Genomic DNA, 17,546 nt, shown 5'->3' with positions numbered 1-17,546 from the left:
GGGTGCCGGGCAGGCTCGCCATCGTCGCCGGCTCCGGGCCGATGCCCAGGCGCCTGGCGGACACCGCCAGGCGGGCCGGGCGCGACGTGTTCATCCTGTGCCTGGACGGGATTACCGATCCCACGACCGCCGAGGGCCTGCCGAGCGCCACGGTCGGGATCGGCCAGGTCGGCCGGGCGATCGACATCCTCCACCGCGAGCGGATCGCCGAGGTCTGCCTGCTCGGCCCGGTCAGGCGGCCGTCCCTGTCGGCGATCGGGCTGGATGCGCGGGCCATCGGCATGCTGCCGAAGCTGCTCCGCACCGGGCGGGGCGACGACGCGCTCCTGCGGCTCATCCTGGCCGAGCTGGAGGGCGAGGGCTTTCGCATCGTCGGCGCGCATGAGGTCGAGGGCGACCTGCTGACGCCGGAGGGCCGCCTTAGCCGGCTCGCGCCCGATGCCGATGCCCTGCGCGACATTGCGCTGGGCGTGAAGGTCGCCCGGGCGCTCGGTGCGCTGGATGTCGGCCAGGCCGTGGTGGTCCAGCAGGAGCAGGTGATCGGCGTCGAAGGGATCGAGGGCACGGACCGGCTGATCGAGCGCTGCGGGGAGCTGCGCCTAGTCGGGCGCGGGGGCGTGCTGGTCAAGATGAGGAAGCCGCAGCAGGAACGCCGCGCTGATCTGCCGACAGCCGGTGTCGACACGGTCAGGCGTGCGCAGGCGGCCGGCCTGGTCGGGATCGCACTGGAAGCGGGCCAGACCCTGCTGGTCGACCGGGAAGCCACGATCGCCGCCTGTGATGCCGCCGGGCTGTTCCTGGTCGGCATCGTACCCGAGCCATGAGCCTGGTACCGTTCCGGCTGTTCGTGGTGGCCGGCGAGCCGTCCGGGGATCAGCTGGCCGGGCGATTTGTCGACACGCTGAAGCAGCTCCTGGCACCGCGTCCGGTCGAGGTTGTGGGCGTGGGCGGCCCCAGGCTGGCCGGGCACGGCCAGCGGACCCTCCTGCCCCTGGAGGATCTAGCGCTGATGGGCTTTGCCGAGGTCCTGCCAAAGATCCTGCGCATCCGCCGGCATTTGCGCGACGTCGAGGCGGCGGTGCGCCGGGTCCGCCCGGATCTGCTGCTCACCGTGGATGCGCCGGGCTTCAACCTGCGGCTGCTGAAGCGGCTCCAGGACCTGCCGGTGCGCAAGGTCCATTACGTGGCGCCGCAGGCGTGGGCGTGGAAGGAGGGGCGCGCCCGCGCCCTGCCGGCCTTGTGCGACCATGTCCTCTACATCCTGCCGTTCGAGCCGGGCTTCTTCGCGCGGTTCGGCGTCTCGGGGAGCTTTGTCGGCCATCCGGTGGTCGAGGAGCCGGTCCAGGCACCCGATGGGCTGCGCTGGCGCGCGGCCCATGCGGTCCCGGCCACCAGGCGGCTGCTCTGCCTCCTGCCGGGCAGCCGCCGGAGCGAGGTCACCCGGCACCTGCCGATCCTGCGCGAGGTGGTCAGGGACCTGGCGGTGGACCATGCCGATCTGGGCGTGGTGGTGCCGACCGTGCCGTCCGTGGAAGCCCTGGTCCGGGAGGCGGTGGCCGGCTGGCCGGTGCCGGCCGAGATCAGCACCGACCGGACCAACCGGTTCGACCTGTTCGCCGCCTGCGACCTGGCGATCGCTGCGTCCGGCACGGTGACGCTGGAACTGGCGCTGGCAACCTGCCCGACCGTGGTGATGTACCGGACCTCCGCGCTCTCGGCCTGGCTGGCCAGGCGGCTGGTCAAGGTGCGCTACGCCTCGCTGGTCAACCTGATCGCTGACCGGCCGGTCCTGCCGGAACTCCTGCAAGAGGACTGCACGCCGGTGCGCGTGGCGGCCGAGGCGCAGGCCCTGCTGGACGATCCGGACGAGGCTTCGGCCCAGCGGGAGGCGATGGCCGCCGTCGTGCGCAGCCTGGTGCCGGACAGCGGCATGCAGCCCAGCGAGGCCGCGGTGCGCGCGGCCTTCGGGCCGCTCCTCCCGGATCTCTTGGCCGAAGCGGCACTGCTGGGCTCAGCCCCGGAGCTGCGCCAGCTCCCGGCCGACGGCCCGGGCCGCTCCTAGGACAGCGGCCTCGTCCAGAGCGATGCCGGTGAGCGCCACCGTGCGGCCGACATCGAACGCGAACCCGTCGCGCTCCGGCCCCGTCGCCACCAAGCGGCCCCGGCCGAAGCCGGCGATGGCTGCCTCGGCCAGCGCCGCGCAGGGCAGGGCGATGCCCGAGCCGACATGAAGCACGGGATCCCGGGTACCGAGCCTGGCGAGGCTGGCGATGGTGCGCGCGGCCGCCGCCACCGGGACGAAGTCACGCCGGGTGCTGCCGGCCATGTCGAAGCGGATCGCGCCCCGCTCGGCCAGGCCCGCCAGCATGGTGCCGAAGAAGGTGGTCCGGCCGGGCCATTCGCAGCCGAACACGTTGGACAGGCGCAGGATGCCAAGGCGCTCGCCCAGGAGGTCGCGGCCGGCCTGCTCCAGGCGAAGCTTGTTGCGGCCATAGGCGCTGGCCGGGGCGGTGGGATGGTTTGGCGCCAGGGCATTGCCGTCGGCCGGGCCGTACACGGCGCGGCTGGACAGCATCAGGTAGCGGCAGGCGCTGTCCGCCAGGCGGCGCAGGAGCAGGTACTCGGCATCGTCCGCCAGGAGCCAGTCCGCCTGGCCGATTCCGGGCGAGCGCCCGGCATGGATCACCAGGTCGAAGTGGTGGCCGTCCAGCGTCGGGATCTCCCGGTGGGAGAGCGGGACGGCCTCGGGCAAGGCGGCGGCCAGATGACGGCCGATGAAGCCCCCGGCCCCGGTGATCGCGATGCGCAAGGCGGCCGTCCGGCTGCGGCTCAGCGCATGGCGGGCTGGCGCGGCTCGACCACCACCTTGCGGCCGCGCACCCCCAGCACCAGCTCGCCACGTTTCAGCGCCAGTGCCTTCTCGCCGAACAGCTCGCGCCGCCAGCCCGACAAGACCCGCACCGTCGACTGGTCGTCCAGCGCCACCGCTTCCAGGTCCTCGCCGTTGGCGATCAGCCGGGGCGAGATGTCGTGCTCGTCGGCGACCTGCTTCAGGAGGACCCGGAGCAGGTCGACGATCGCGGGGATGCCGCGCGGCAGGTCGCGGACCGGCTCCAGCACCGGCAGGTCCGCAGGCGGCAGGCGCAGTGCCGCCTCGATCGCCTCGACCACCGCCTGGGCACTCCCCCGGTCCAGCGACACCCGGGGCAGTTCCTTCAGCGCCTCGATGCTGGTCGGGCGGTTGGCGGCAACCTCCATCAGCACGTCGTCGCGCAGGATGCGCTGGCGGGGCAGGTCCTTAGCCCGCGCCGCCCGCTCGCGCCAGCCGGCCAGCGCCTGGACCACCGCGATGAAGCGCGGATCGCGCGAGCGCACCTTCAGGCGCCGCCACGCGATGTCCGGGTCGACGTCGTAGAGGCCGGGATCGAACAGGGTCGCGTGCTCGTCCTCCAGCCAGTGGCGGCGCCCGGCCTTGACCATCTCCTGGTCGAGCCGGCGCCAGACCTCGCGCAGGTGGATGACGTCGCCCAGCGCGTACTGGACCTGGGCCGGCCGCAGCGGGCGGTGCGACCAGTCGGAATAGCGCGAGGTCTTGTCTACCCGGGCATTGGTCAGCCGGGTGACCAGGGCCTCGTAGCCGACCTCCTCGCCATAGCCCAGGATCATCGCGGCGATCTGGGTGTCGACCAGCGGGGCCGGCAGCCGGCCGTCCATCAAGTGCCAGAAGATCTCCAGGTCCTGGCGCGCGGCGTGCATCACCTTGAGGACCTTGGGGTCGGCCATGAGGTCGAGCAGCGGCGTGAGGTCGATACCGGGGGCGAGCGTGTCGATCGCGACCGCTTCCTTGTCGCCGCCCAGCTGCACCAGGCAGAGCTTCGCATAATAGGTCTTGTCGCGCATGAATTCCGTGTCGACGGTCACGAAATCCTCGTGCGCGAGCCTGGCGCAGACGGCGGCGAGCGACGCGTTGTCCTGGATCAGCATGCGGGTAGGGAATCCATCTGCGGGGAGAGGCTCGCTTTACGAGCGGGGCGGGTAGGGTTAGACGCGCGGTGGAGACAGCCGGCGGGGCTGGTGAATACGAGGAACCCATGCATCTTTACCGCACCCATACCTGCGGACAGCTTCGCGCGGACGATGTCGGCAGCACCGTCCGTCTGTCGGGCTGGGTCCAGCGCAAGCGCGATCACGGGCAACTCCTGTTCATCGACCTGCGCGACCACTACGGCATCACCCAGCTGGTCTGCCAGCCGTCCAGCGCGTTCTTCGAGGAAGCGTCGCGGGTTCGGGCGGAAAGCGTAGTCACCGCGACCGGTCGGGTAGTGGCGCGCGAGGCGGCGACCGTCAACCCGGCGCTGCCCACGGGCGCGATCGAAGTCGTGGTCGAGGAGTTCGCGATCGAGAGCCAGGCCGAGACCCTGCCGCTCGAGGTGGCGAGCGAGCGCGACTATCCCGAGGAGACTCGCCTGCGCTACCGGTTCTTGGACCTGCGCCGCCAGAAGATCCACGAGAACATCGTCCTGCGCTCGAAGATCATCACCTCGCTGCGCCAGCGGATGACCGCCCAGGGCTTCACCGAGTTCCAGACGCCGATCCTGACCGCGTCCAGCCCGGAGGGTGCCCGCGACTTCCTGGTGCCGTCCCGGCTCCACCCCGGCCATTTCTACGCGCTGCCGCAGGCGCCGCAGCAGTACAAGCAGCTGCTCATGATCAGCGGCTTCGACCGCTACTTCCAGATCGCGCCGTGCTTCCGCGACGAGGATGCCCGCGCCGACCGCAGCCCGGGCGAGTTCTACCAGCTCGACGTCGAGATGAGCTTCGTCACTCAGCAGGACGTGTTCGACGCGGTGGGGCCGGTGATCCACGGCGTGTTCACCGAGTTCAGCGACTGGGAGGTGACGCCCTACCCGTTCCCGCAGATCACGTACCACGATGCGATGCTGCATTACGGCTCGGACAAGCCGGACCTGCGCAACCCGATCCGCATCCAGGACGTGACCGAGGTGTTCGCGGGCGGCGGCTTTGCCGTGTTCGCCAAGGCCATCGAGAGCAAGAACGCGGTGGTGCGCGCGATCCCGGCCCCGGGTGCCGCCAGGCAGCCGCGCTCCTATTTCGACAAGATGGTGGCGTTCGCCCAGAGCCTGGGGGCGCCGGGCCTGGGCTACATCATCTTCCAGGACGGTGCCGCCAAGGGACCGGTGGCGAAGTTCCTGGACGAGCCGCGGCTGGCCAAGCTCAAGGAGCTGGCCGGGATCGGCGACGGCGACGCGGTGTTCTTCGTCTGCGACGGGAAGGCCGGGGCGGAGAAGCTGTCCGGCCAGGTGCGCAACCAGGCCGGCGAGCAGCTCGGCATCTGCGAGAAGAACGCCTACCGGTTCTGCTGGATCGTCGACTTCCCGATGTACGAGTATGACGAGGATCTGAAGCAGGTCGTCTTCTCGCACAACCCGTTCTCGATGCCCCAGGGCGGCATGGACGCGCTGAACGGCCAGGACCCGCTGACCATCAAGGCCTTCCAGTACGACATCGTCTGCAACGGCATCGAGCTGTCCTCGGGTGCCATCCGGAACCACCGGCCGGACATCATGGTCCGGGCGTTCGAGGTGGCCGGCTATGGCAGGGAGGAGCTGGAGAACCGGTTCGGCGGCATGTTCCGTGCCCTGCAGTACGGGGCGCCGCCGCATGGCGGCATAGCACCCGGCGTGGACCGGATCGTGATGCTGCTGGCGGATACGCCGAACATCCGCGAGGTCACCGCCTTCCCGCTGAACCAGCAGGCCCAGGAACTGCTGCTGGGGGCACCGTCGCGGGTCACCGACAAGCAGCTCAAGGAGCTGAACCTGCAGCTCAGCCCGCTGGCGCGGGAGAAGCTGCGCGGCGAGCCGCCCAAAGGCGAGACGCCGGTGGTGGAGCTCTGACCGGACGCCAAACGGCCCGCCGAAGCCGGCGGGCCGGGTGGTCGTCCCGAAGCGGCTGACGCCGGACTTACGGGGTCGTGGTAGCCGGGGCTGCCGGTGCGGCCGGGTCGGTGCCCGGAGCCGGGGCGAGGCCCGGGGCCGTGGTGCCGGTATCGGTCGGCATGTCGGGCGTCTCGGGCATGGTGCCCCAGGTGCCGTCCTGCTCCTCGACCTGAGGCAGGTTCTCGACCTGCTCGCGGGTCATGTTGACGACCAAGTCCTCGGCGTCACCCTGGGCCATCTGCACCTGGTCCAGGCCCAGCGCCACGGTGCGGGTGCCGATGCCGAGGAAGCCGCCGACATCGACCAGGACGTTCTGGATCGTGCCGTCGCTGCCGATCAGCAGGTCGCTGACCTGGCCGACATTGTTGCCTTCCATGTCGACGATGTTGCGGTTCATCAGGTCGTCTGCGCTGAAGTCGCCGGCGATCGTGCCGGTGAAGCTGCCGGCTTCCTGGCCGCTATAGGGCTGGTAGCTCTGCGCCGTCATGGCACCGGTGTGCGTCGGGGCAGTGCCCATGCTGCCGTCGCTCTCGGTCATGGTCGGGCCGGCGCCGTCGATGCCCTGCTGTGCCGCACCACCAGCCTCGTTACCGGCAGCGCCCATGGTGTCACCGCCGGCGGGCGCTTCCGGCTCGGTCATCGGTGTGACCTGTCCAGCAGGAGCGGCCGGATCGGTAGTCGTGGCATCCTGCTGTGCATAGGCGACACTTGCGGTGGTCAAGCCAATCACGGCGACGCTGGCGAGAAACGACTTACGCATGACCTTCATCCTCCTTTCCAGGGATCGGTTCCGATCTTGTGATCGACTGGTTGCCTAACCCAATTCCAGCGCACCGGGTTCCACACCGGCTTCACAAAAATTAAGGGAAGTCTCGCCCAATCCGGGCAAAGCGGAGCATGGCGGGGGCAGGTCGCTTGCACCCATGGGCCGGCTGGAGGACACTTTCGACAACGGCCCGGCCGCCGCCGGTGAACTCGCCGTGGCAGCCGGGTCAAATGGACTGGCCAAGGAAAGGGCAGGAACATCATGAGTGATGTGGTCATCGTAAGCGCGGCGAGGACCGCGATCGGGTCGTTCAACGGCGCCTTGTCGACCCTTCCGGCCCATGATCTCGGCAAGGTCGTCATCCAGGCCGTGCTGGAGCGCGCCAAGGTCGACGCCGCCGAGGTCTCCGAGGTGATGCTCGGCCAGATCCTGACGGCCGCCCAGGGCCAGAACCCGGCCCGCCAGGCTGCGGTGAATGCCGGCCTGCCGGTCGACGTCCCGGCCTATGGCGTCAACATGCTGTGCGGCTCGGGCCTGAAGACGGTGGCCATGGCCTATCAGGCGATCCGGGGCGGCGACAGCTCCATCGTGATCGCCGGCGGCCAGGAGAGCATGTCCCAGGCGCCGCACGCCTCCTATCTCCGCGCCGGGGCCAAGATGGGCTCGGTGGAGATGGTCGACACCATGATCAAGGACGGGCTGTGGGACGCCTTCAACGGCTACCACATGGGCAACACCGCCGAGAACGTCGCCGAGAAGTGGCAGATCACCCGCGAGCAGCAGGACGAGTTCGCGCTGCGCTCGCAGAACAAGGCCGAGGCGGCGGTCAAGAGCGGCCGGTTCAAGGACGAGATCGTCCCGGTCACCATCAAGACCCGCAAGGGCGACGTGGTGGTCGAGCAGGACGAGTATCCGCGCTTCGGCGCCACCATCGAGGCGATGCAGAAGCTGCGCGCGGCGTTCGCCAAGGACGGCACGGTCACGGCCGGCAACGCGTCCGGCATCAATGACGGTGCCGCGGCCGTGCTCGTGATGAGCGCGGAGGAGGCGAGCAAGCGCGGCCTCACCCCGCTGGCCCGGATCGTTTCCTGGGCCCAGGCCGGCGTCGACCCGGCGATCATGGGCTCCGGCCCGATCCCGGCGTCGCGCGCCGCGCTGAAGAAGGCCGGCTGGAAGGCCGACGATCTCGACTTGGTCGAGGCCAACGAGGCGTTTGCCGCCCAGGCCTGCGCGGTCAACAAGGACCTCGGCTGGGACACGGACAAGGTGAACGTCAATGGCGGGGCGATCGCGCTCGGCCACCCGGTTGGTGCGTCGGGGGCGCGGGTCCTGGTGACCCTGCTGCACGAGATGCAGAAGCGCGACGCCAAGAAGGGCCTGGCGACGCTGTGCATCGGCGGGGGCATGGGCATCGCCATGTGCGTGGCCCGCGACTGATCTTTTTCGGCGATAGTTTTCCCGGCCGGGTGTCGCCGCCCGGCCGGGGAGCGACATATGAATGAGCAAGGTCCCGCCACGGGACCGCGGAACGATTGGGGAGAACCGACATGGCTCGCGTTGCACTCGTTACCGGCGGCTCTCGGGGCATCGGCGCTGCAGTGTCCACGGCGCTCAAGGAAGCGGGACACCAAGTGGCGGCGAACTATGCGGGCAACGATCAGGCGGCCAAGGAGTTCTCCGAGCGGACCGGGATCCCGGTGTTCAAGTGGAGCGTGTCCGACTTCGAGGCCTGCCAGGCTGGCGTGGCCAAGGTCGAGGCGGAGCTCGGCCCGGTCGACATCCTGGTGAACAATGCGGGCATCACCCGCGACACCAGCTTCAGCAAGATGACCGTCGAGCAGTGGCGCGAGGTGGTGGCGACCAACCTCGATTCGCTGTTCTACATGTCCAAATGCGTCTTCGACGGCATGAAGAAGCGCGGCTTCGGCCGGATCATCACGATCGGCTCGATCAACGGCCAGAAGGGCCAGTTCGGCCAGACCAATTATGCGGCGGCCAAGGCCGGTGCCTCGGGTTTCACCAAGGCGCTGGCCCTGGAAGGGGCGCGCTCCAACATCACCGTCAATGTGGTGGCCCCCGGCTACATCGCGACCGACATGGTCAAGGCAGTGCCCCAGGAAGTGCTTAACGCCAAGATCCTGCCGCTGATCCCGGTCGGGCGCCTGGGCGAGCCCGAGGAGATCGCCCGGGCGGTCGTGTTCCTGGCGGGCGAGGATGCCGGCTTCATCACCGGCTCGACCCTGAGCGTGAACGGCGGCCAGTACATGATCTGAACCGGCAGCGGTCGGCGGCCCGCAACCCTTTCGGGCCGGGGCCGTGTCCGCTACTGGTGCGGCCCGGCCGACGGATCGGCTGGCTTTGCACCTCGATCGCTTGGAGTAGATGGGATGAGTGGACGTCTCGCGGGCAAACGCGTCCTGGTGACCGCGGCCGCGCAGGGGATCGGCCGCGCGATCGCCCTTTCGTTTGCCCGTGAAGGTGCCGACGTGCTCGCGACCGACGTGAACATCCATGCGCTGGAGGGCCTGGAGCAGGAGAAGGGCATCCGGGTCGAGCGCCTGGACGTTTTGTCCGCGGATGCGATCCGCGCCTGCGCGGAGCACAACCCGGGCATCAACGTGCTGTGCAACGTCGCGGGCTATGTCCACAACGGCACGATCCTGGACTGCACCGACGAGCAGTGGGAGTTCGCCTTCGACCTGAACGTCCGCTCGATGTTCTGGATCATCAAGGCGTTCCTGCCCAGGATGATCGAGCAGGGCGGCGGCAGCATCGTCAACGTCGCCAGCGTGGCTGGCGCGTTCAAGGGCGTGCCCAACCGCTTCGCCTACGGCGCCTCCAAGGCGGCGGTGCAGGGGCTCACCAAGTCGGTGGCGATGGACTTCGTAAAGCAGAACATCCGCTGCAACGCGATCTGCCCGGGCACGGTGCAGTCGCCGTCGCTGGACGACCGGATCAACGCCGCGGCCGACCCGGTGCAGTCGCGCAAGGAATTCATCGCCCGCCAGCCGCTGGGCCGCCTCGGCACGCCCGAGGAGATCGCGGCGCTGGCGATCTACCTGGCGTCCGACGAGAGCGCCTACACGACCGGCACGCTGGCGGTGATCGACGGCGGCCTCACCATCTGAACCCGGCGCGGCCCGCCCCGATCAGGGCGGGTCCTGCCTGGACAGGGCACGCTCGCGGGCGATGACCTCGTGGTGCCGGATCACTTCCTTGACGATGAAGTTCAGGAACTTCTCGGCCAGTTCCGGCTCCAGGCCGGCGACATCCGCGAGCTGCCGCAGCCGTTCGATCTGACGCTGCTCGCGGGCCGGGTCGGCGGGCGGCAGGGCATGCTCGGCCTTGAGCGCGCCCACCCGCCGGGTGAGCTTGAAGCGCTCGGCCAGCAGATGGACGATCGCCGCGTCCAGATTGTCGATGCTGGCGCGCAGGCCAGCGAGCTCGGCCGGCAGGCGCCCGTCCGCTCCGCTCATCCTCGTCCCTCCCTTCAGCGGGTCCCGTAGATCCGGTCGCCGGCATCGCCCAGGCCCGGCATGATGTAGCCATGGTCGTTGAGCGCCCGGTCGAGCGCCGCGGTGAAGATCGGCACGTCCGGATGCGCGGCCTGGAACTTCTCGACCCCTTCCGGGGCCGCCAGCAGGCAGGCGTACTTGATGTCGGTGGCACCCGAGGCCTTGACCTTGTGCACCGCCGCGACCGCCGAGTTGGCGGTGGCCAGCATCGGGTCGACCAGGATCACCTGGCGCTCGGCGATGTCGCTCGGCACCTTGTAGTAATATTCAACCGGCTGCAGCGTCTCGGGGTCGCGGTACAGGCCGACATGGCCCACCCGCGCGGACGGGATCAGGTCGAGCATCCCCTCGAGCAGGCCGTTACCGGCGCGCAGCACCGAGACCAGGCAGAGCTTCTTGCCCGAGAGCATCCGGACGGTGGTGCGCTCCAGCGGTGTCTCGATCTCGACCTCCTCCAGCGGCAGATCGCGGCAAATCTCGTAGCCCAGCAGCAGGGCGATCTCCTTGACCAGCTGGCGGAACTCGGCGGTGGGCGTCTCCTTGCGGCGCATCAGGGCGAGCTTGTGCTGGACCAGCGGGTGGTCGACCACGACGAGCTTCGGCATGCGTCAATCTCCGGGGGCAGGCGCGTCCGGTCTAGACAGGGCGGCGGCCGAGGGCAATCCGCAGGCGTCGCCCGTACTTGACGCGCCGCAGCGCGTCGATACCGTCGCCAGAGGTCGGGAAGGGTGAACGGAGCAGGCCCATGCAACGCCGGACGATGTTGACCGCGATGGCGCTGAGCGTCGGGGTTCCCGCGACATTGGCCGCTGGCCTTGGGCCGGCCGGTGCCGCCACGCCGCCCGACACGCTGGTGATCGCCAAGAACATCGACGACATGATCACGCTGGACCCGGCCGAGTGCTTCGAGTTCAGCGGCGGCGAGATCGTGGCGCAGATGTATACCCGCCTGGTCATGCTCGACCCGAAGGATTTCAGCCAGCTGATCGGCGGGGTGGCCGAGAGCTGGGAGGTGCTGGACGATGGCGGCAGGCTCGCCTTCAAGATCCGGCCGGACCTCAAATTCCACTCGGGCAACCCGGTGACCGCCGAGGACGTGGCCTGGTCGCTGCAACGGGTGGTCATCCTGGACAAGACCCCGGCCTTCATCCTGACCCAGTTCGGCTGGACCGCGGACAACGTGAAGGAGCACGTCAAGGCGACCGCCCCGGACAGGGTGGAACTGACCCTGGTCAACCGGTTCGCGCCGACCCTGGTGCTGAACGCCTTGTCCGCGGGCGTGGGCTCGATCGTCGATTCCAAGCTGGTCCTGGAGCACGAGGCCGACGGTGATCTCGGCTATGGCTGGCTGAAGAACCAGTCGGCGGGCTCGGGCGCCTTCCGGCTGCTCGCCTGGAAGGCCAAGGACGCTGTGGCGCTGGAGGCCAACCCGGACTTCTACCTGGGCGCGCCGGCGATCAAGCGGGTGATCGTGCGCCATATCGGCGAGCCCGCCACCCAGCTTCTCCTGGTCGAGAAGGGCGATGCCGACATCGCCCGCAACCTGAGCCCCGACCAGATCGCCAAGCTGACCGCCAGCCCGGACTTCAAGCTCCTGGCGCAGCCCAAGCAGAGCATCCTCTATATCGGCCTGAACCAGAAGAACCCGCTCCTGGCCAACCCCAAGGTGCGCGAAGCGCTGCGCTGGGCGGTCGACTATGAGGGCCTGGTGACCAACCTCCTCAAGGGCCAGTGGCAGGTCCACCAGTCCTTCCTGGGCGATGGCATGTTCGGGGCACTCAACGACAGCCCGTACAGGCTGGACATCGAGAAGGCCAAGGCGCTGCTCGCCGAGTCCGGCGCCGGGCCCGAGCTCAAGATCACCTTCGACGTGCCGAACACCTCGCCCTATATCGACATCGCCCAGGCGATCCAGGGCAGCTTCGGCCAGGCCGGCGTGACCGTGGAGCTGATCCAGTCCGACCAGAAGCAGGTGCTGACCAAGTACCGGGCCCGCAACCACGACATGGTGCTGATGTACTGGTCGCCGGACTATCTCGACCCGCACTCCACCACCGACTATTTCGCCAACAACCCGGACAACAGCGACGAGGGCACCGCCAAGACGATCGCCTGGCGCAATGCCTGGGACATCCCGGAGCTCAGCGAGCGGGCCGGGGAGGCGGCACTGGAGATCGACCCCGAGGCGCGCGAGCAGGCCTATCTGGACATCCAGAAGGAGGTGCAGGCCAGCGGTGCCTATATCCTGATGTTCCAGCAGGTCGAGAACAGCGTGCTGCGCGCCAACGTGAGCGGCTACGTGTCCGGCCCGACCTTCGACACCGTGACCTATGCCGGGGTGACCAAGAGCTAGGCGCGTGGCGGTCGCATCGGAGCAGGACAATCCGGCCGGGCTGACGCGGGAGGAGCCGCGCGCACACAGCGCGCTGCGCCGGCTCTCCGGCCGCGCCCTGTCCCTGATCGCCTCGGTGGTCCTGACCGTGTTCGGGCTGCTGGTGGTGACTTTCTTCATCGGCCGGGTGATGCCGGTGGACCCGCTGCTGGCGGTGGTGGGCGACCGGGCGCCGGAGCATGTGCGCGCCCAGGCGGCGACCGAGCTGGGCCTGGACCTGCCGCTCTGGCGGCAGTTCCTGCGCTATCTCGGTGAGATCCTCCAGGGCGACTTCGGCAACTCGGTGCTGAGCGGCCAGCCGGTGCTCACCGACATCGCACGCTTCTTCCCGGCGACCCTGGAGCTGGCGACCGCGGCGACCCTGATCGGCGTCTGCCTGGGGGTGCCGCTGGGCGTGCTGGCCGCGACCAGGCACGGGCAATGGCCGGACCAGGTCATCCGGGTGGTGGCGCTGGCCGGCTATTCCGTCCCGGTGTTCTGGCTGGGGCTGGTGGGCCTGCTGGTGTTCTATGCCGAGCTCGGCTGGGTGGCGGGCCCCGGCCGGATCGACGTGGTCTATGAATACACGATCGAGCCGGTGATCGGGCTGATGCTGGTCGACACGCTGCTGGCTGGCGACGGTGCCGCCTTCCTCGACGCGTTCTGGCACCTGGTCCTGCCGGCCTCGGTGCTGGGCTATCTATCGCTGGCCTACATCACCCGGATGACCCGCTCGCTGATGCTGGCCGAGCTCGGCCAGGAATACGTGATCGCGGCGCGGGTGAAGGGCCTGCCCGAGCGGCTTGTGATCTGGCGGCACGTGCTGGGCAATATCATGGTGCCGCTGATCACCACGATCGCCCTGTCCTATGCCTACCTGCTGGAAGGTGCGGTGCTGACCGAGACGGTGTTCGCCTGGCCGGGTCTCGGCCTCTACATCACCCAGTCCCTGTTCTCCGCCGACCTGACCGCCGTGCTGGGCGCCACCATCGTGATCGGCCTCGTCTTCATCGGCCTGAACCTCCTGTCCGACCTGCTCTACACCCTGGTCGACCCGAGGGCGCGATGAGCGCGCTTGCCGCCTGGCTGACCACGGCCACACCGGCCTCGCGCGCCCAGGCGCGGGCGGGCCGGTTCTACCGGGGCACGCTGGCGCTCCTGGCCAACCCGCTGGCCGCGGCGGGGCTGGTTCTGGTGGCCGTGCTGCTGCTGGTGGCCCTGTTCGCCCCGGTGCTGGCGCCCTATGCCCCGGACGCCCAGGACCTGGCCCGGCGGCTCCAGCCGCCCTCTTTCGCCCACCCGTTCGGCACCGACCAGCTCGGCCGCGACATCTTGAGCAGGGTCATCTGGGGCAGCCGGATCACGCTGGTGATCGTGGCACTGGCGGCGATCACGGTGGCGCCGATCGGCCTCGCGATCGGCATCGTCGCCGGCTATCGCGGCGGCTGGGTGGACCGGGTGCTGATGCGCGTCACCGACGTGTTCATGGCGTTCCCGCGCCTGGTGCTGGCCCTGGCTCTGGTGGCGGCCCTGGGGCCGGGCATCGAGAACGCGATCATCGCGATCGCCGCCACCGCCTGGCCACCTTTTGCGCGTCTCGCCCGTGCCGAAACCCTGACCCTGCGCCGCCAGGACTTCATCGCCGCTGCCCGGCTGCAAGGCGCCTCGCATGGCCGCATCCTCCTGCGCCACATCCTGCCGCTCACGATCTCGACGGTCCTGGCGCGCCTCACCCTGGATCTCGCAGGGATGATCCTGATCGCTGCCGGGCTGGGCTTCCTGGGCCTGGGCGCCCAGCCGCCGTCGCCCGAATGGGGGGCCATGGTCGCGACCGGCCGGGAGTTCCTGACCGACCAGTGGTGGGTCGCGACCATGCCGGGGGCCGCGATCTTCCTGGTGAGCCTCGCCTTCAACCTGATCGGCGACGGTCTGCGCGACGTGCTGGATCCCCGGAGCCAGGGCCGATGACCACTCCGCTCCTGGAGGTGAGTGGGCTGCGCGTGGCCTTTCCGGGCCAGGACGGCCCGCGCGAGGTGGTGCGCGGCATCAGCTTCACCGTCGGCCGCGAGAAGGTCGGGATCGTCGGCGAGAGCGGGTCGGGCAAGTCGATGACCGCGCGCGCGATCCTGGACCTGATCCCGCCGCCCGGCCGGGTGAGTGCCGATCGCCTGGCCTTTGCCGGGGAGGACCTGACCAGGCTGAGGCCGAAGGAGCGGGCAAGGCTGCGCGGGCGCAGGATCGCCATGGTGCTGCAGGACCCGCGCCACGCCCTGAACCCGGTGATGACGGTAGGCGCGCAGCTCGCCGAGACCTTTCAGGTCCACCACCGGCTCGGCCGCGGCGAGGCGCGCCGGTGCTCGATCGAGGCGCTGGACGCCGTCCATATCCGTGATCCGGAGCGCGTGGTCCGCCTCTACCCGCACGAGATCTCGGGCGGGATGGGCCAGCGCGCCATGATCGCGATGATGCTGGCCCCGGGCCCGGAACTGCTGCTGGCCGACGAGCCGACCTCGGCCCTGGATGCCACGGTGGAGGCCGGCATTCTGGAAACGCTGGACGAGCTGGTCACCGCCCGCGGCATGGGCCTGGTCCTGGTCAGCCACGACCTGGACCTGGTGGCTGCGTTCTGCGACCGGGTGCTGGTGTTCTATGCCGGCCGGATCGTGGAGGAACTGCCGGCAAGAGACTTGGCCCAGGCACGGCATCCCTACACGCAGGGCCTGCTCGCCTGTGTCCCGCGCCTAGGCGAGCGCCGCCGCGAGCTGCCGGTGCTCCGGCGCGATCCTAGCTGGGCCGCATCGTGAGCGCTGCCATCCGCATCCGTGGCCTGACCGTCCGCTACGGGCCGCTCAAGGCGCTGGACGGTATCAGCCTGGCGGCCGCGCGCGGTGCCTGCCTCGGTATCGTGGGCGAGAGCGGATCCGGCAAGTCGACCGTGCTGCGCGTGCTGACCGGGCTGGCGCCGGACTGGCAGGGGGAGGTCGAGGTCGGCGGGCGGCTTCTGGCCGGCGCGCGACGCGATCTCGCGTTTTGCCGCGACGTGCAGATGGTGTTCCAGGACCCGTACGGCTCGCTCCACCCGCGCCACACGATCGACGCGATCCTGGACGAGCCGATCGCGATCCACCGCTTAGGGGATCCCGCCCGGCTGATCCCGCAGGCCCTGGCCGATGTCGGCCTGCCGGCGGACGTGCGCTTCCGCTACCCGCACCAGCTCTCCGGGGGGCAGCGCCAGCGGGTCGCGATCGCCCGCGCACTGCTGCCGGAGCCCTCGATCCTGCTGCTCGACGAGCCGACCTCCGCCCTGGACGTGTCGGTGCAGGCGGAGATCCTGAACCTCTTGATGGCGATCCAGGAACGGCGCGGGCTCACCGCCATCCTGGTCAGCCACAATCTCGCGGTCGTGGCGCATATGTGCCCGCGCGTGCTGGTGATGGACCGGGGCCGGATCGTCGAGGAGCTGGATCGCGACGCACTCGATGCCGGCCAAGTCCGCTCGCCGCAGGCAATCGCCCTGGTCGCCGCCAGCCGCCATGTCCGGTCGCAGGCTTCAAATGCTGGCCGATAGGGTCTAAGGGCTTGCCCGACGCCTTTTTGGGAGGATGGAGCACCGATGAAGCTCGTGCGGTACGGCACGCCTGGGGCCGAGAAGCCCGGTATCGTGGACAAGGACGGGGTGATCCGTTCGCTGGACGGCGTGGTGCCCGACATCGCCGGCGCAGTGCTCTCCGACGACGGGCTGGCCAAGCTGCGGGGCATCGATCCCTCGAGCCTGCCCAAGGTGCCGGACGGCACCCGGCTCGGCCCCTGCGTGGGCGGGACCGGCAAGTTCATCTGCATCGGCCTGAACTACGCGGACCATGCCGCGGAGAGCAACCTGCCGGTGCCGAAGGAGCCGGTGGTGTTCATGAAGGCGACCTCGGCGATCATCGGGCCGAACGACCAGGTGAAGATCCCCCGGACCTCGGTGAAGACCGACTGGGAGGTCGAGCTCGGCGTGATCATCGGCAAGACCGCGTCCTATGTCAGCGAGGCCGAGGCGCTGGATCATGTCGCCGGCTACTGCGTGATCAACGACGTCTCCGAGCGGGCCTTCCAGGCCGAGCGCGGCGGCCAGTGGACCAAGGGCAAGTCCTGCGACACGTTCGGCCCGACCGGCCCGTGGCTGGTCACCCGCGACGAGGTGCCGGACCCGCAGAACCTCCATATGTGGCTGGAGGTCGACGGGCACCGCTACCAGAACGGCTCCACCAAGACGATGGTCTTCGACGTGAAGCACATCGTCCACTACCTCAGCCAGTTCATGTCGCTGCACCCCGGCGACATCATCTCGACCGGCACCCCGCCGGGCGTCGGCATGGGCCAGAAGCCCGAGCCGATCTACCTCAAGGCCGGCCAAGTCATGCGCCTGGGCATCGAGGGCCTGGGCGAGCAGCGCCAGGAAGTGATCCAGGGCTGAGATGTTTGGGCTGAGATGCGCAAGCATCTCAGCCCAAATACTTAGCTCATGCGCTTCTGGGAGTAGTTGACTAGCTTATGCTGTCTATAATACTTCCGGTATAATTTTTCATGACGAGATGCGGATTTTGATCTATTATTAGGTGCGGATGAGTGTTGTCACTGACTGTCGGCAAAGTCGCTGACCGGTCACGCGATGCGCCGCAGCATGATCCGACTCATGGCGGTGTGGATCATCGCCACGCCGGTTTCGGGCAGCCGCTCATAGTCCCGGGCAAGGCGACGTGAGCGGGAGGGCCAGGCGAAGGTCCGCTCAACGACCCAACGGCGCGGCAGGACGTGGAAGCCTGCCGGCCGCTCCTCCAGCCCATAGCGCCACGCCTGGCGCTGGCGGTGGAAGGGTATCTCCATGCGCCAGCTGCGTTCCTTCTCCAGCCACTTTGCAAACGGGCCGGTGCAGGCACCGTCTGCCCAGA

18 protein-coding genes are annotated in these 17,546 nt (G+C 69.2%); 12 read left to right on the top strand and 6 right to left on the bottom strand.

All coding sequences use genetic code 11. The features are described from left to right. The first annotated feature begins 2 nt into the window (after positions 1–2). The gene (locus HLA95_RS16975; RefSeq protein WP_191060749.1) at positions 3–824 is read left to right on the top strand and encodes an LpxI family protein; all 822 of its coding nucleotides are present in this window, start codon (positions 3–5) and stop codon (positions 822–824) included. Next, positions 821–2,062, top strand: coding sequence for a lipid-A-disaccharide synthase (gene lpxB / locus HLA95_RS16970; RefSeq protein ID WP_222183951.1), 1,242 nt, complete (start codon positions 821–823; stop codon positions 2,060–2,062). Before HLA95_RS16975 ends, lpxB begins: the two co-directional genes overlap by 4 nt. On the opposite strand, the gene HLA95_RS16965 is transcribed toward lpxB, so the two are convergent. Beyond that, complete coding sequence (locus tag HLA95_RS16965; RefSeq protein ID WP_222183949.1) at positions 2,012–2,809, bottom strand: NAD-dependent epimerase/dehydratase family protein; 798 nt, start codon at positions 2,807–2,809, stop codon at positions 2,012–2,014. The genes lpxB and HLA95_RS16965 overlap by 51 nt on opposite strands. Before the next feature lie 20 nt (positions 2,810–2,829). Next, entirely contained in the window at positions 2,830–3,984 is a 1,155-nt protein-coding gene (gene rnd, locus HLA95_RS16960; protein ID WP_191058733.1) for a ribonuclease D, read from the bottom strand. Positions 3,985–4,091: 107 nt separating this feature from the next. Here rnd and aspS point away from each other — a divergent pair, with 107 nt between their 5' ends. Further along, positions 4,092–5,918: an aspartate--tRNA ligase gene (aspS, locus tag HLA95_RS16955; RefSeq protein ID WP_191058732.1), complete on the top strand. Its 1,827-nt coding sequence runs from the start codon at positions 4,092–4,094 to the stop codon at positions 5,916–5,918. A 67-nt stretch (positions 5,919–5,985) separates the two neighbouring features. On the opposite strand, the gene HLA95_RS16950 is transcribed toward aspS, so the two are convergent. After that, complete coding sequence (locus HLA95_RS16950) at positions 5,986–6,720, bottom strand: PRC-barrel domain-containing protein (RefSeq protein WP_191058731.1); 735 nt, start codon at positions 6,718–6,720, stop codon at positions 5,986–5,988. A 264-nt stretch (positions 6,721–6,984) separates the two neighbouring features. Here HLA95_RS16950 and HLA95_RS16945 point away from each other — a divergent pair, with 264 nt between their 5' ends. From HLA95_RS16945 to HLA95_RS16935, 3 genes are all read left to right on the top strand, one after another. Further along, the gene (locus tag HLA95_RS16945; RefSeq protein WP_322100144.1) at positions 6,985–8,163 is read left to right on the top strand and encodes an acetyl-CoA C-acetyltransferase; all 1,179 of its coding nucleotides are present in this window, start codon (positions 6,985–6,987) and stop codon (positions 8,161–8,163) included. A 110-nt stretch (positions 8,164–8,273) separates the two neighbouring features. After that, on the top strand, positions 8,274–8,999 hold the full coding sequence (gene phbB / locus HLA95_RS16940) for an acetoacetyl-CoA reductase (RefSeq protein ID WP_191058729.1): 726 nt from the start codon (positions 8,274–8,276) through the stop codon (positions 8,997–8,999). A gap of 114 nt (positions 9,000–9,113) precedes the next feature. Further along, positions 9,114–9,854 (top strand): SDR family oxidoreductase, encoded by a 741-nt coding sequence (locus HLA95_RS16935; protein WP_191058728.1) that lies wholly within the window; start codon positions 9,114–9,116, stop codon positions 9,852–9,854. 21 nt (positions 9,855–9,875) lie between these two features. Here the strand turns inward: HLA95_RS16935 and HLA95_RS16930 are convergent, their stop codons facing one another. Together HLA95_RS16930 and upp are read right to left on the bottom strand one after the other, a co-directional pair. Further along, the gene (locus tag HLA95_RS16930) at positions 9,876–10,202 is read right to left on the bottom strand and encodes a chorismate mutase (protein WP_191058727.1); all 327 of its coding nucleotides are present in this window, start codon (positions 10,200–10,202) and stop codon (positions 9,876–9,878) included. A gap of 14 nt (positions 10,203–10,216) precedes the next feature. Continuing rightward, positions 10,217–10,846 carry a uracil phosphoribosyltransferase gene (gene upp / locus HLA95_RS16925; RefSeq protein ID WP_191058726.1) on the bottom strand — a complete coding sequence of 210 codons (630 nt, stop codon included), beginning with the start codon at positions 10,844–10,846 and terminating at the stop codon, positions 10,217–10,219. Between the two features lie 140 nt (positions 10,847–10,986). Between upp and HLA95_RS16920 the strand changes: the two genes are divergently transcribed. The 6 genes from HLA95_RS16920 (at position 10,987) to HLA95_RS16895 (ending at position 17,071) form a co-directional block, all read left to right on the top strand. Continuing rightward, positions 10,987–12,594, top strand: coding sequence for an ABC transporter substrate-binding protein (locus HLA95_RS16920; protein ID WP_191058725.1), 1,608 nt, complete (start codon positions 10,987–10,989; stop codon positions 12,592–12,594). 73 nt (positions 12,595–12,667) lie between these two features. Then, the gene (locus HLA95_RS16915) at positions 12,668–13,681 is read left to right on the top strand and encodes an ABC transporter permease (RefSeq protein WP_223861425.1); all 1,014 of its coding nucleotides are present in this window, start codon (positions 12,668–12,670) and stop codon (positions 13,679–13,681) included. Beyond that, positions 13,678–14,580, top strand: coding sequence for a nickel transporter permease (gene nikC / locus HLA95_RS16910; protein WP_222183946.1), 903 nt, complete (start codon positions 13,678–13,680; stop codon positions 14,578–14,580). Before HLA95_RS16915 ends, nikC begins: the two co-directional genes overlap by 4 nt. Then, on the top strand, positions 14,577–15,416 hold the full coding sequence (locus tag HLA95_RS16905; RefSeq protein ID WP_191061330.1) for an ABC transporter ATP-binding protein: 840 nt from the start codon (positions 14,577–14,579) through the stop codon (positions 15,414–15,416). The genes nikC and HLA95_RS16905 overlap by 4 nt, the downstream gene beginning before the upstream one ends. Further along, the gene (locus HLA95_RS16900) at positions 15,413–16,180 is read left to right on the top strand and encodes an ABC transporter ATP-binding protein (protein ID WP_191061331.1); all 768 of its coding nucleotides are present in this window, start codon (positions 15,413–15,415) and stop codon (positions 16,178–16,180) included. Before HLA95_RS16905 ends, HLA95_RS16900 begins: the two co-directional genes overlap by 4 nt. A gap of 45 nt (positions 16,181–16,225) precedes the next feature. After that, positions 16,226–17,071, top strand: coding sequence for a fumarylacetoacetate hydrolase family protein (locus HLA95_RS16895; protein WP_191061332.1), 846 nt, complete (start codon positions 16,226–16,228; stop codon positions 17,069–17,071). Positions 17,072–17,259: 188 nt separating this feature from the next. Here HLA95_RS16895 and HLA95_RS28325 read toward each other — a convergent pair. Further along, a partial coding sequence (locus HLA95_RS28325) for a transposase (protein ID WP_255592034.1) occupies positions 17,260–17,546 on the bottom strand: 287 nt, incomplete at its 5' end.

This window comes from Geminicoccus harenae, from assembly GCF_019800005.1.
Taxonomy (GTDB): Bacteria; Pseudomonadota; Alphaproteobacteria; order Geminicoccales; family Geminicoccaceae; genus Geminicoccus; species Geminicoccus harenae.
Note: the sequence above shows the minus strand (reverse complement) of the source record. Positions and strands in the feature narration are given on the sequence as shown.

What these genes read in the sequence shown, in the direction of transcription:
- lpxB (WP_222183951.1), top strand. Translation starts at nt 821, where the DNA reads ATGAGCCTGGTACCGTTCCGGCTGTTCGTGGTGGCCGGCGAGCCGTCC.
- rnd (WP_191058733.1), bottom strand. Translation starts at nt 3,984, where the DNA reads ATGCTGATCCAGGACAACGCGTCGCTCGCCGCCGTCTGCGCCAGGCTC.
- aspS (WP_191058732.1), top strand. Translation starts at nt 4,092, where the DNA reads ATGCATCTTTACCGCACCCATACCTGCGGACAGCTTCGCGCGGACGAT.
- HLA95_RS16950 (WP_191058731.1), bottom strand. Translation starts at nt 6,720, where the DNA reads ATGCGTAAGTCGTTTCTCGCCAGCGTCGCCGTGATTGGCTTGACCACC.
- phbB (WP_191058729.1), top strand. Translation starts at nt 8,274, where the DNA reads ATGGCTCGCGTTGCACTCGTTACCGGCGGCTCTCGGGGCATCGGCGCT.
- HLA95_RS16935 (WP_191058728.1), top strand. Translation starts at nt 9,114, where the DNA reads ATGAGTGGACGTCTCGCGGGCAAACGCGTCCTGGTGACCGCGGCCGCG.
- HLA95_RS16930 (WP_191058727.1), bottom strand. Translation starts at nt 10,202, where the DNA reads ATGAGCGGAGCGGACGGGCGCCTGCCGGCCGAGCTCGCTGGCCTGCGC.
- upp (WP_191058726.1), bottom strand. Translation starts at nt 10,846, where the DNA reads ATGCCGAAGCTCGTCGTGGTCGACCACCCGCTGGTCCAGCACAAGCTC.
- HLA95_RS16920 (WP_191058725.1), top strand. Translation starts at nt 10,987, where the DNA reads ATGCAACGCCGGACGATGTTGACCGCGATGGCGCTGAGCGTCGGGGTT.
- nikC (WP_222183946.1), top strand. Translation starts at nt 13,678, where the DNA reads ATGAGCGCGCTTGCCGCCTGGCTGACCACGGCCACACCGGCCTCGCGC.
- HLA95_RS16905 (WP_191061330.1), top strand. Translation starts at nt 14,577, where the DNA reads ATGACCACTCCGCTCCTGGAGGTGAGTGGGCTGCGCGTGGCCTTTCCG.
- HLA95_RS16895 (WP_191061332.1), top strand. Translation starts at nt 16,226, where the DNA reads ATGAAGCTCGTGCGGTACGGCACGCCTGGGGCCGAGAAGCCCGGTATC.